The organism is Aquabacterium humicola, assembly GCF_030167915.1.
GTDB classification, from domain to species: Bacteria; Pseudomonadota; Gammaproteobacteria; order Burkholderiales; family Burkholderiaceae_C; genus Pseudaquabacterium; species Pseudaquabacterium humicola.
In genome coordinates this window covers 205226-217508 of sequence record NZ_JARGNB010000006.1, presented here as the reverse complement: position 1 = coordinate 217508, position 12283 = coordinate 205226, and the positions used below count along the sequence as shown (strand labels likewise).

Sequence of the window (12283 nt, the reverse complement as noted above, 5' to 3'; positions counted from 1 at the left end):
GGATCAGACGCGCTCGAAGATGCCGGCGGCGCCCTGCCCCGTGCCGACGCACATCGTCACCATGCCGTACTTGTGGTTGTGGCGGCGCAGCGCATGCACGACGGTGGCCGCGCGGATCGCCCCGGTGGCGCCCAGCGGGTGGCCCAGCGCGATCGCGCCGCCCATCGGGTTGACGACGTCCGGGTTCAGACCCACGGTGTTGATCACCGCCAGCGCCTGCGCCGCGAAGGCCTCGTTCAGCTCGATCCAGCCCATGTCCTCGAGCTTCAGGTTCGCGTACTTCAGCGCCGCGGGAATCGCCTCGATCGGGCCGATGCCCATGATCTCCGGCGGCACGCCGCGCGACGCGAAGCTGACGAAGCGCGCCAGCGGCTTCAGGTCGAACTGCTTGACGGCCTTCTCGCTGGCCAGGATCAGGCAGCCGGCGCCGTCGCTGGTCTGCGAGCTGTTGCCGGCGGTGACCGAGCCGAGGCCGGTGGGCTGGCCGCCCGGGGTCTTGGCCGACGCGAAGACGGTCTTCAGCTTGGCCAGCGCTTCCAGCGTGGTGTCGCCGCGCGGGCCTTCGTCGAGCGCCACGGTGCGCGTCTTGATGTCGACCTCGCCGGTGGCGAGGTTCGGCAGGCGCTCGAGCACGTCGACCGGCACGATCTCGTCGGTGAATTCGCCGGCCTGCTGCGCCTTGATCGCCTTCAGGTGCGACTGCAGCGCGAAGGCGTCCTGCGCCTCGCGGCTGACCTTCCACTGCTGCGCGACCTTCTCGGCCGTCAGGCCCATGCCGTAGGCGATGCCGACGTTCTCGTCCTTGGCGAACACGGCCGGGTTGAACGAGGGCTTGTTGCCGCTCATCGGCACCATGCTCATGCTCTCGGCGCCGCCGGCGATCATCACGTCGGCCTCGCCGACGCGGATGCGGTCAGCCGCCATCTGCACGGCCGACAGGCCGGAGGCACAGAAGCGGTTGACGGTGATGCCGCCGACCGAATTCGGCAGGCCGGCCAGCAGCGCGGCGACACGCGCCACGTTCAGGCCCTGCTCGCCCTCGGGCATCGCGCAGCCGACGATCGCGTCCTCGATCGCCTTCGGGTCCAGCGAGGGCACCTGGCGCAGCGCGCCCTGGATCGCCGCGACCAGCAGGTCGTCCGGACGGGTGTTGCGGAAGAAACCGCGGTGCGAGCGGCCGATCGGCGTGCGGGCGGCGGCGACGATGTAGGCGTCTTGAATCTGCTTGCTCATGTCTCTTGCTCCGATCAGTTGCGCACGGGCTTGCCGGTCTGCAGGAAGCCCATGACCCGCTCCTGAGTCTTGGGATGTTCCAAGAGCGAGCAGAAGTGCTTGCGCTCCAGCGTCATCAGGTATTCCTCGGTCACCAGCGAGCCGGCATCGACCTCGCCGCCGCAGACCACGTCGGCGATCAGGCTGGCGATGTGGTAGTCGTGCGGGCCGATGAAGCCGCCGTCGCGCATCGCGACGAGCTGGGCCTTGATGGTCGCGATGCCGGAACGGCCGGCCACCGGAATCAAGGCCTTCAAGGGCGCACGCCAGCCGGCGTCGGTCATCGCCTTGGCCTGCGCGATCGCGACGTAGAGCAGTTCGTCCTTGTTGGCGACGATCACGTCGTCATCCAGCAGGTAGCCCAGCTTGCGGCTTTCCAGCGCGCTGGTGCCGACGGTGGCCATCGCCGCGGCCTGGAAGCCATCCTTGACGAACGCCAGGTAGTCGGTGTTGTTGGCTGCCTTCGCCTTCTCGGCGCCGCGGCGCGCGATGTAGGTCAGGCCGCCGCCGCCGGGCAGCAGGCCGACGCCCACTTCCACCAGGCCCACATAACTTTCCATGTGAGCGACGCGCTTCGCGCAGGCCACCGCGATCTCGCAGCCGCCGCCCAGCGCCATGCCGCGCACCGCGGCGATCGTCGGCACGGAAGCGTAGCGCACGCGCAGCAGCGCATCCTGCAGCTTCTTGATCTCCGGCGCGATGCCCTTGGCACCCGACTTCATGAAGGTCGGCAGCATCGCCTCGAGGTTGGCGCCGGCCGAGAACGGCTCATCCGGCGACCAGATCACCAGGCCCTTGTACTTGGCCTCGGCCAGCTCGACCGCCTTCAAGAGGCCATCGATCACGCCCGGGCCGATCAGGTGCATCTTCGAGGTGATCGTCGCGATCAGCACCTCGCCGTCGAGCGTCCACGCGCGCAGCTCGTCGTTCTTGAATTCCTCGGTGCCGGCTTGCAGCGGCGACGTCGCGCCTTCGCCCAGCAGCGCCTCGGGGAACAGCTGGCGCGCATAGACCGGCAGCGACGAGCGCGCCAGGTATTTGTTCTGCGACGCGCTCCACGAGCCTTCCGGCGTGTGCACGCCAGTGCGACCGTCGAACACCCACGCGGGCAGCGGCGCCTTCGACAGCGCCTTGCCGGCATCGATGTCTTCCTTGACCCAGGTCGCCACCTGCTGCCAACCGGCTTCCTGCCACAGCTCGAACGGGCCCTGCTTGGTGCCGAAGCCCCAGCGCATCGCCTGGTCCACTTCGCGCGCGGAGTCGGCGATCTCGGCCAGGTGCACCGCGGCGTAGTGGAAGCTGTTGCGCAGGATGGCCCACAGGAACTGCGCCTGCGGATGGCTCGATTCGCGCAGCAGCTTCAGGCGCTCGGCGGCGGGCTTCTTCAGGATGCGGTCGACGATGGCCTCGGCCTTCGCGCCCGCGGGCACGTAGTCGCCCTTGGCGAGATCGAAGCGCAGGATGTCCTTGCCGACCTTCTTGTAGAAGCCGGCACCGGTCTTCTGGCCCAGCGCCTTGGCGTCCAGCAGCTTCTGCACCGCCGGCGGCGTGGCGTAGGCGGGATAGAAGGGGTCGTCCTGCAGGTTGTCCTGCAGCGTCTTGACGACGTGGGCCATCGTGTCGAGGCCGACGACGTCCGCGGTGCGGAAGGTGCCCGAGCTGGCGCGGCCGAGCTTCTTGCCGGTCAGGTCATCGACGATGTCGTACGTGAGGCCGTAGTTCTCGGCCTCCTTGATCGTCGACAGCATGCCGGCGATGCCGACGCGGTTGGCGACGAAGTTCGGCGTGTCCATGGCGCGCACGACGCCCTTGCCCAGGCCCGAGGTCACGAAGGTCTCGAGCTGGTCCAGCACCTGCGGCTGCGTGGTCGGGGTGGGGATCAGCTCGACGAGGTACATGTACCGCGGCGGGTTGAAGAAGTGGATGCCGCAGAAGCGCGGCTTGATCGACTCCGGCAACGCTTGCGCGAGCTTGGTGATCGACAGGCCCGAGGTGTTGGAGGCGACGATCGCGTGCGGGGCGACGTGCGGCGCGATCTTCGTGTAGAGGTCGAGCTTCCAGTCCATGCGCTCGGCGATCGCCTCGATCACCAGGTCGCAGTCCTTGAGCAGGTCCAGGTGCTCTTCGTAGTTCGCGGCCTGGATGAAACCCAGGTCGTCGGCGTTGCCGATCGGCGAGGGCTTCAGCTTCTTCAAGCCCTCGATCGCCTTGGTGACGATGCCGTTCTTGTGGCCTTCCTTGGCCGGAAGGTCGAACAGAACGACCGGCACCTTGACGTTGACGAGGTGGGCCGCGATCTGCGCCCCCATCACGCCAGCGCCCAGCACGGCGACCTTGCGCACGTTGAACTTGCTCATGTCTTCTCCAGAAAAATCGTTGCTGTAGCCACCGTCGTGCCTTCCCAAGCGACCGACGCGGAACCGGCTCTGCCGGGCCGCTGGCGGTGCCCCCTGGGGGGAGGCGCCGCAGGCGCTACGGGGGGGTCATTCCACCCTGATCCATTGTTGATTTCGGTAGAACGGGCCCATGTAGCCGCGCACTTCGAGCTTCTTGCCGCCGTCCAGCGGCTTCAGGCGCAGCCGGTAGACCTTGCCGTTGTTCGGGTCGAGGATGTCGCCGCCTTCCCAGTGCTCCTTCTCGGCATCGGGCTTGGCATTGCGGACGATGGTCATGCCGAGGATCGGCTTGTCCTTGCGCTCGTCGCTGCACTTGTCGCAGACGGCGTCCTGCTTGGCCTTCGGATCGAGGAACTTCTCGATCTTGCCGGTCAGCACGCCGCCCGATTCGCTGATGCGCACGTGCGACTTCTCGGTCTTGGTCTCGTCGTCGATCGTCTTCCACAGACCCACCGGCGAGGCCTGCGCGAAGGCGACGCCGGCGGTCAGGGCGAGGGCGATTGCAACAAGAGGCTTCTTCATGGCGTGCGTCTCCAAGGTTAGGAGGCGGCAGCTTAGAACAAGGCCTCGTCCATCGCCATCAGCGGCGCCAGGCCGGCGCGCGCGCTGCGGATCAGCGACGCGGTCTCGGGCAGCAGCTTGGCGAAGTAGAAGCGCGCGGTGTGCAGCTTGGCGGTGTAGAACGGATCGCCCGCGCCCTGCTTGGCCAGCGCCACCTTCGCCATGCGGGCGAAGAAGTAGGCGAAGCACAGGTGGCCGACGATGCGCAGGTAGTCCACCGCCGCGGCGCCCACTTCGTCGGCATTGCCGAAGGCCTTCATGCCGAGCTCGGTGGTCAGCTTGGTCACCTTGTCGCCCAGGTCGGCGAGCGGGTTGACGAACTCCTGCATCGCCTCGTCGACGCCTTCTTCCTCGACGAACTCGGCGATCAGCTTGCCGAACTTCTTCAGCTTCTTGCCGTTGTCCGACAGCACCTTGCGGCCCAGCAGGTCCAGCGACTGCACGGTGTTCGTACCTTCGTAGATCATGTTGATGCGCGCGTCGCGCACGTACTGCTCCATGCCCGATTCGTGGATGTAGCCGTGGCCGCCGAAGACCTGCATGCAGTGCGAGGTGGCGATCCAGCCGTTGTCGGTCAGGAAGGCCTTGATGATCGGCGTCAGCAGTGCGACGAGGTCGTCGGCGTCCCGGCGCTCGTCCTCGTCGTCGCTGGCCAGCAGCTTGTCCAGCTGCAGCGCGGTGAACATCGACAGCGCGCGGCCGCCCTCGGCGTAGGCGCGGGCGGTCAGCAGCATCTTGCGCACGTCCGGGTGCACGATGATCGGATCGGCCGGCTTGTCGGGCGCCTTCGGGCCGGACAGCGCGCGCATCTGGATGCGGTCCTTCGCGTAGGCCACGGCGTTCTGGTAGGCCACCTCGGTCAGGCCGAGCGACTGGTTGCCCACGCCCAGGCGGGCCGCGTTCATCATCACGAACATCGCCATCAGGCCCTTGTTGGGCTCGCCGACCATCGTGCCGACGGCGTCCTCCAGCGTCATCTGGCAGGTGGAATTGCCGTGAATGCCCATCTTGTGCTCGAGGCCCGAGCAGAAGATGCCGTTGCGCTCGCCGATCGACCCATCGGCATTGACCAGGTACTTCGGCACGACGAACAGCGAGATGCCCTTCGAGCCGGCCGGCGCGTCCGGCAGGCGCGCGAGCACCAGGTGCACGATGTTGTCGGCCAGGTCATGTTCGCCGGCCGAGATGAAGATCTTCTGCCCGTTGATGCGGTAGGTGCCGTCGGGTTGCGGCTCGGCCTTGCTGCGCAGCATGCCGAGGTCGGTGCCGCAGTGCGGCTCGGTCAGGCACATCGTGCCGGTCCACTTGCCGCTGGTCAGCTTCGGCAGGTACAACGCCTTCTGCTCCGGCGTGCCGTGCGCATGCAGCGCCTCGTAGGCGCCGTGCGACAGGCCGGGGTACATGGTCCAGGCCTGGTTGGCCGAGTTCAGCATCTCGTAGAAGCACTGGTTCACCAGGATCGGCAGGCCCTGGCCGCCGAACTCGGGGTCGACGCTCAGCGCCGGCCAGCCGCCTTCGACGTAGGTCGCATAGGCTTCCTTGAAGCCCTTGGGCGTCTTGACCTCGTGCGTGGCCTTGTCCAGCTTGCAGCCTTCGGCGTCGCCGGACAGGTTCACCGGCGCGATGACCTCGGCGGCGAACTTGCCGCCCTCTTCCAGCACGGCGTTCAGCGTCTCGGCGTCGACGTCGGCATGCTTGGGCAGCAGCTTCAGTTCGTCGACGGCGTTCAGCACCTCGTGCATCAGGAACTGCATGTCGCGAAGCGGCGGGGTGTACTGGGGCATGGGACAGCTCCTGAAGTGACGACGAAGGGAAACGATCAGCGCACCGCGGCCCGCGCGGCCTTGCGGTCCGGCGTCGCGGTGACGTACTGGGTGACGATGCGTTCGAAGCCGGTGCGCGCGCGCTCGACGGCGCCCGGCAGGCGCAGGAAGCGCGCGTCGTGGTGCAGCGCGAGGATCAGGCCGTGGATCTCGAACAACATCTGCAGGGTGTCGGTGTCGGCGCGCAGGTGGCCTTCGTCGATCGACAGCCGGATCGCGCGCTCCAGCGCGGCCTGCCAGGCGCGCACCATCGACGCCAGCGCATCGCGCACCGGGCCGGGCCGGTCGTCGAACTCGACGGCGCCGCTGATGTAGATGCAGCCCGAGTCGAGCTCGACCGAGACGCGCCGGACCCAGCGCTCGAACAGCGCGCGCAGCCGCGGCAGGCCGCGCGCCTCGCGCACCGCGGGGAAGAACACCTCTTCCTCGAAGCGCTGGTGGTACTCGCGGATCACCGCGATCTGCAGTTCCTCGCGCGAGCCGAAGTGGGCGAAGACACCCGACTTGCTCATCTGCGTCACTTCGGCCAGCGCGCCGATCGACAGGCCTTCCAGGCCCATGTGCGACGCCAGGCCCAGCGCGGCTTCGAGGATCGCGGCGCGGGTCTGCTGGCCCTTCTGCAGCGAACGCGCGGCGGCGCTGGCGGAGGAGCGTTTGCGCGGCGGAGGCAGGGGCGTGACGGTCACGGTGGGGTCCCGAATGGAACGAACGATCGTGCTATTTTGCAGAAGTCCGATCCGCCGTGTCGCCAGGAAATCCCGGTTTTTCTAGGGTTCAGGTTCTAGAAGCTGCAGCAATTTCCCCCTCGCGGCGCCCCGTCCGGGTTCACCCGGGGGTGCGAGTCCGTCCCTCTGGCGCATCACGGCACGAAAGATGCCTTGTAGTGATGGAATGACACCGGAATGCATTACGCTCGGGACGTCGTGCACCGGAGGCCTGGCCCTTTGGACGTTTTGCAGCTCGATGTATCCGGACGCCCGCAAGCGTGGATCACGCCGCGGGAGGCGGCCCTGCTTTACGCCAGCGACGGCATCGCCTGGACCCTCGGCCGCGCCTGCCACGTGCTGCGCGGCGGCATCCAGCGCACCACCGGCCTGCAGTCGCGCATCGAGGTGCACTCGATCGTCGCGGTGCGCGGCGCCATCCCCAGCCGCGCCTGGCGGCAGACCCCGGCGCTGACGAACACCAAGCTCTTCGTGCGCGACCGCCATGTCTGCGCCTATTGCGGCGGCCGCTTCGGCTTCGACACGCTGACGCGCGAGCACATCGTGCCGGTCTCGCGCGGCGGCCGCGACACCTGGATGAACTGCATCACCGCGTGCCGCGCCTGCAACGGCCGCAAGGGCAATCGCATGCCCGAAGAAGCGCGCATGACCCTGCTGTACCTGCCCTACATCCCGAGCCTGCACGAGGACATGATCCTGCGCGGCCGCCGCATCCTGACCGACCAGATGGAATTCCTGCTGGCGAGCGTGCCGCGCTCGAGCCGGCTGCACGGCTGAGCCTCGGCCCCGCCGCCCCGCGCGGGCCCGCCTGTGGCGCCGGCCCGACGCCTCGTCCCTCCGCCCTGCCGCTTCGTCGCCCCGCGCTTGTCCTCGCGCGGCGAGGTGGGAACATGGCGCCCGAGCCAGCTTCCGGAGAGCCCCGAGATGTCCCCGCCCCTGCTGCAGATCGAGCAGCTCAGCCATGTCTACCCCAACGGCACACGCGCGCTCGACGGCGTGAACCTCGAGATTCCGCGCGGCATGTTCGGCCTGCTGGGGCCCAACGGCGCCGGCAAGTCGACCTTGATGCGCTGCCTGGCGACGCTGCAGATCCCGACGACCGGCCGCATCCGCTTCGGCGACATCGACGTCAATGCCGAGCCCGAACGCCTGCGCGCGACGCTGGGCTACCTGCCGCAGGACTTCGGCGTCTACCCGCGCGTATCGGCCACCGACATGCTGGACCACCTGGCGGTGCTCAAGGGCATCGCCTCGCGCGGCGAGCGGCGCGAGACGGTCGAGGCGCTGCTGCAGCAGGTGAACCTGTGGGACGTGCGCAAGCGCGCGATCGCCGGCTTCTCCGGCGGCATGCGCCAGCGCTTCGGCATCGCCCAGGCGCTGATCGGCCATCCGCAGCTGATCATCGTCGACGAGCCCACCGCCGGCCTCGACCCCGAGGAGCGCAACCGCTTCAACAACCTGCTCAGCGAGATCGGCGAGAGCGTGGTCGTGATCCTGTCGACGCACATCGTCGACGACGTCGCCGACCTGTGCTCGCGGCTGGCGATCCTGGTCGACGGCCGCATCGTCGCGCAGGACACGCCGACGGCGCTGATCGAGTCGATCGCCGGCCGCGTCTGGACCAGCGTGATCGACAAGGCCGAGCTGCCCGAGCTGCGCAAGCAGTTCCAGGTCATCGCGACGCGGCTGCGTGCCGGCCGCACGCAGATCCACGTGCTGGCCGACGCGGCGCCCGATCCGCGCTTCGAGCCGGTGGCGGCGGCGCTGGAGGACGTCTATTTCGCGACGCTGCACCGCGAACGGCGCCGCAACGGCGAAACCGCCGCCGCATGACTCGAAAGGCCTGAACGATGTTTCGACACATCGCCGCCTTCGAGTGGCGCTACCAGCTGAAGAGCCCGGTGTTCTGGGTCGGCTGCCTGATCTTCTTCCTGCTGACCTTCGGCGCGACGACGATCGAGCAGATCCAGATCGGCAGCCGCGGCAACGTCAACGTCAACGCGCCGTACGCGATCCTGCAGACGCTGGCGGTGATGAGCCTGTTCGCGGTCTTCGTCACCGTCGCGATGGTCGCCAACGTCGTGATCCGCGACGACGAGACCGGCTTCGCGCCGATCCTGCGCTCGACCTCGGTCAGCAAGGGCGCCTACCTCGGTGGCCGTTTCGTGGGCGCCAGCGCGGCCGCCTTCCTGGTGCTGTGCACGATTCCGCTGGCCATCGCGCTCGGCACGCTGATGCCCTGGCTCGATGCCGAGAAGATCGGCCCCTGGCGCTGGGCCGACTACCTGTGGCCGCTGTTCGTCTTCGCGCTGCCGACGCTGCTGATCACCGCCGCGGCCTTCTTCGCGCTGGCCACCGCCACGCGCTCGATGATGTGGACCTACGTCGGCACGGTCGGGCTGCTGGTGCTGTACTTCGTCACCAGCGTGCTGCTGCGCGACCCGCGCCACGATGCGGTGGCGGCGTTGGTCGATCCCTTCGGCATGTCGGTGCTGCGCATCACCACGCGCTACTGGACCGCCGCCGAACGCAACAGCCAGCTGCCCGCGCTCGCCGGCCTGCTGCTGGCCAACCGCGTGCTGTGGACCGGCATCGCGCTGGCGCTGTTCGCGCTGGCCTACCGGCTGTTCCGTTTCGAGGGCCGCACGCAGCGCAGCGTCACTGCTGCGGCGGCCGATGACGACGCCAGCACCGCCGCGCGCCTGGCGCGCCTGGCCGATGCCCAGCGCGGCCCGGTCGCGCTGCCCTCGCCGCGCAGCGATGGCGCCACGCGCCGGGCCCAGGCCTGGGCCCTCGCGCGCTTCGACATGGCCTTCGTCTTCCGCAGCCCGGCCTTCTTCGTGCTGCTGGCGATCGGCCTGCTGAACGCCGGCGCGAGCCTGTGGTTCGACGGCGAGCTCTACGGCAGCCCGTCGTGGCCGGTGACGCGGCTGATGGTGCAGGCGCTCAACAACGCCTACACGATCATGCCGGTGATCATCGCGATCTACTACGGCGGCGAGCTGGTCTGGCGCGACCGCGAGCGCCGCATGCACGAGATCGTCGATGCCACCGCGGCGCCGGACTGGGCCCATCTGGTGCCGAAGATCATCGCGATCGCGCTGGTGCTGCTGGCCACCGCGGCGGTCGGCGCGCTGGCGGGCATCGTCGTGCAGACGATCAAGGGCTTCCACCGCTACCAGCTCGACGCCTACGTGCTGTGGTTCGTCCTGCCCACGGCGATCGGCGCGCTGCAGCTGGCGGTGCTGTCGGTCTTCGTGCAGGTGCTGGTGCCGCAGAAGTTCCTCGGCTGGGGCGCGATGCTGGTGTTCCTGGTGGCATCGATCTCGCTCGGCAATGCCGGCTTCGAGCACGTGCTCTACAACTACGGCGCGACGACGCCGGTGCCGCTGTCGGACATGAACGGGCTCGGCCGCTTCTGGATCGGCGCCGCGTGGACGCAGGTCTACTGGTCGGCCTTCGCGCTGGTGCTGACGGTCTTCGCCTACGCGCTGTGGCGCCGGGGCGCGACGATTGCGCTGCGCCCGCGCCTGGCGCAGCTGACGCGCCGCCTGCGCGGCCGCGCGCTGATCGTGCTCGGCGGCGCGCTCGCCGTCTGGGCCGGCAGCGGCGCGTGGATCTTCTTCAATACCAACGTGCTGAACCGCTACCGGCCCGAACCCGAGCAGGAAGCGCTGCTCGCCGAGGCCGAGAAGACGCTGCTGAAGTTCGAGACGGTGGCCCAGCCGACCATCACCGCGGTCACGCTGGACGTCGACCTGCATCCGCGCGAGGCGCGCGCGATCACGCGCGGCCGCTATGTCATCGAGAACCGCACGGCCGCCGCGATCGACACGCTGCACCTGGCGTGGGTGCCGGCGCTGAAGCTCGATGCGGTCGAGCTCGACGGCGCGCGCCTCGAGCAGGAATGGCCGACGCTGCACTACCGCATCTACCGGCTCGCGCAGCCGATGCAGCCCGGCGAGCGACGCACGCTGGGCTTCACGACCACGCTGGAAGAACGCGGTTTCCCGAACCGCGCGCCGCTGACGCGCATCGTCGCCAACGGCAGCTTCCTCGACAACACCGAGATCACCCCCTTCATCGGCGCATCGCGCGAGGCGCTGCTGAAGGACCGCAGCAAGCGCCGCAAGCACGGCCTGCCGCCGGACCTGCGGCCGCCGACGCTGGAGGACGACAGCGGACGCGCCCGCACGCTGTTCCGGCCCGACAGCGGATTCGTGACGCTCGAAATGAGCGTCACCACCGATGCCGACCAGACGCCGATCGCCCCCGGCACCACGCTGTCCGACACGGTGACCGGTGGCCGCCGCACCGTGCGCTTCAAGCCCGATGCGCCGATCGAGCACTTCTATTCGATCCAGTCGGCGCGCTACGCGGTCAGGCGCGACAGCTGGCGGCCCACCGGGTCGGCGAATCCGCAGGCTCCGCAGGCGTCGCCGGGCCAGGACGTGCAGCTCGCCGTCTACTACCACGAGGCGCATCCGTACAACGTCGACCGCATGCTGGCGGCGATGAAGCTGTCGCTGCAGGTCTTCTCCGAGCAGTTCAGCCCCTACCAGTTCCAGCAGGCGCGCATCCTGGAGTTCCCGGCCTACGCCGACTTCGCGCAGAGCTTCGCGAACACCATCCCGTACTCGGAGACGATCGGCTTCATCCACCGCCAGGTCGACCCGGAGAAGATCGACATGGTCAGCTACGTCACCGCGCACGAGATCGCGCACCAGTGGTGGGGCCACCAGCTGGTGCCGGCGTACCAGCAGGGCGCGACGATGCTGGTCGAGACCTTCGCGCAGTACTCGGCGCTGCTGGTGATGGAGCGGCTGTACGGGCCGGAGCAGATCCGCAGGTTCCTCAAGTACGAGCTCGACCGCTACCTGCGCGCGCGCGGCGGCGAAGTGGTCGAGGAGCTGCCGCTGGCGCGCGTCGAGAACCAGCCCTACATCCACTACAACAAGGGCTCGCTCGCGATGTACTGGCTCAAGGAGCGCGTCGGCGAGCCGGCGCTGAACCGGGCGCTGTCGAAGTTCCTCGCGCAGCATGCGTTCAAGGCCGCGCCGTATCCGAACACACGCGACTTCCTCGCGCTGCTGCGCGCCGAGGCCGGCCCGCAGCACGACGCGCTGATCACCGACCTGTTCGAGAAGATCACGCTGCTGGACCTGAAGACAGTGTCGGCGATCAAGCGCCCGCGCGAGGACAGGCGCTGGGAGCTGGAGCTCGTGATCGAGGCGCACAAGCGCTACGCCGACGGCCTGGGCAAGGAAACCGACGCGCCGCTGCAGGACGAGCCGGTGGAGATCGGCGTGTTCGCAGCGGAACCGGGCAAGGCCGGCTTCGGGCCGGCGGCGGTGCTGTCGCTGGCGGTGCAGCCGCTGCGCAGCGGCCGCCAGACCTTCAACCTGGTGCTCGACCGCGAGCCGCAGTGGGCCGGCGTCGATCCGTACAACAAGCGCATCGACCGGCTCAGCGATGACAACCTGAAGGCGGTCGAGCGGCGCTGAGC

At 68.7% G+C, this 12283-nt stretch carries 8 protein-coding genes; 3 read left to right on the top strand and 5 right to left on the bottom strand.

Annotated features, from left to right (window positions below; translation table 11 throughout):
• Positions 1–3: 3 nt before the first annotated feature.
• From P1K89_RS24220 to P1K89_RS24200, 5 genes are all read right to left on the bottom strand, one after another.
• Positions 4–1233 carry an acetyl-CoA C-acyltransferase gene (locus P1K89_RS24220; RefSeq protein WP_284619087.1) on the bottom strand — a complete coding sequence of 410 codons (1230 nt, stop codon included), beginning with the start codon at positions 1231–1233 and terminating at the stop codon, positions 4–6.
• Between the two features lie 14 nt (positions 1234–1247).
• Positions 1248–3629, bottom strand: a complete 2382-nt coding sequence (locus P1K89_RS24215; RefSeq protein ID WP_284619086.1) for a 3-hydroxyacyl-CoA dehydrogenase/enoyl-CoA hydratase family protein — start codon at positions 3627–3629, stop codon at positions 1248–1250.
• Between the two features lie 126 nt (positions 3630–3755).
• Positions 3756–4190, bottom strand: coding sequence for a DUF2147 domain-containing protein (locus P1K89_RS24210; protein WP_284619085.1), 435 nt, complete (start codon positions 4188–4190; stop codon positions 3756–3758).
• Between the two features lie 32 nt (positions 4191–4222).
• Positions 4223–6013 (bottom strand): acyl-CoA dehydrogenase C-terminal domain-containing protein, encoded by a 1791-nt coding sequence (locus tag P1K89_RS24205; protein WP_284619084.1) that lies wholly within the window; start codon positions 6011–6013, stop codon positions 4223–4225.
• A gap of 35 nt (positions 6014–6048) precedes the next feature.
• Positions 6049–6738 carry a TetR/AcrR family transcriptional regulator gene (locus P1K89_RS24200; protein ID WP_284619083.1) on the bottom strand — a complete coding sequence of 230 codons (690 nt, stop codon included), beginning with the start codon at positions 6736–6738 and terminating at the stop codon, positions 6049–6051.
• Positions 6739–6996: 258 nt separating this feature from the next.
• Here P1K89_RS24200 and P1K89_RS24195 point away from each other — a divergent pair, with 258 nt between their 5' ends.
• The 3 genes from P1K89_RS24195 to P1K89_RS24185 all read left to right on the top strand — a co-directional run bounded on the left by P1K89_RS24195 (position 6997) and on the right by P1K89_RS24185 (position 12281).
• Complete coding sequence (locus P1K89_RS24195) at positions 6997–7554, top strand: HNH endonuclease (RefSeq protein ID WP_284619082.1); 558 nt, start codon at positions 6997–6999, stop codon at positions 7552–7554.
• 147 nt (positions 7555–7701) lie between these two features.
• Positions 7702–8610 (top strand): ABC transporter ATP-binding protein, encoded by a 909-nt coding sequence (locus P1K89_RS24190; protein ID WP_284619081.1) that lies wholly within the window; start codon positions 7702–7704, stop codon positions 8608–8610.
• Positions 8611–8627: 17 nt separating this feature from the next.
• Complete coding sequence (locus P1K89_RS24185; RefSeq protein ID WP_284619080.1) at positions 8628–12281, top strand: ABC transporter permease/M1 family aminopeptidase; 3654 nt, start codon at positions 8628–8630, stop codon at positions 12279–12281.
• Positions 12282–12283: the final 2 nt, after the last annotated feature.

Coding starts and splice junctions, on each gene's coding strand:
- P1K89_RS24220 (WP_284619087.1), bottom strand. CDS start 1,233: ATGAGCAAGCAGATTCAAGACGCCTACATCGTCGCCGCCGCCCGCACG.
- P1K89_RS24215 (WP_284619086.1), bottom strand. CDS start 3,629: ATGAGCAAGTTCAACGTGCGCAAGGTCGCCGTGCTGGGCGCTGGCGTG.
- P1K89_RS24210 (WP_284619085.1), bottom strand. CDS start 4,190: ATGAAGAAGCCTCTTGTTGCAATCGCCCTCGCCCTGACCGCCGGCGTC.
- P1K89_RS24205 (WP_284619084.1), bottom strand. CDS start 6,013: ATGCCCCAGTACACCCCGCCGCTTCGCGACATGCAGTTCCTGATGCAC.
- P1K89_RS24190 (WP_284619081.1), top strand. CDS start 7,702: ATGTCCCCGCCCCTGCTGCAGATCGAGCAGCTCAGCCATGTCTACCCC.
- P1K89_RS24185 (WP_284619080.1), top strand. CDS start 8,628: ATGTTTCGACACATCGCCGCCTTCGAGTGGCGCTACCAGCTGAAGAGC.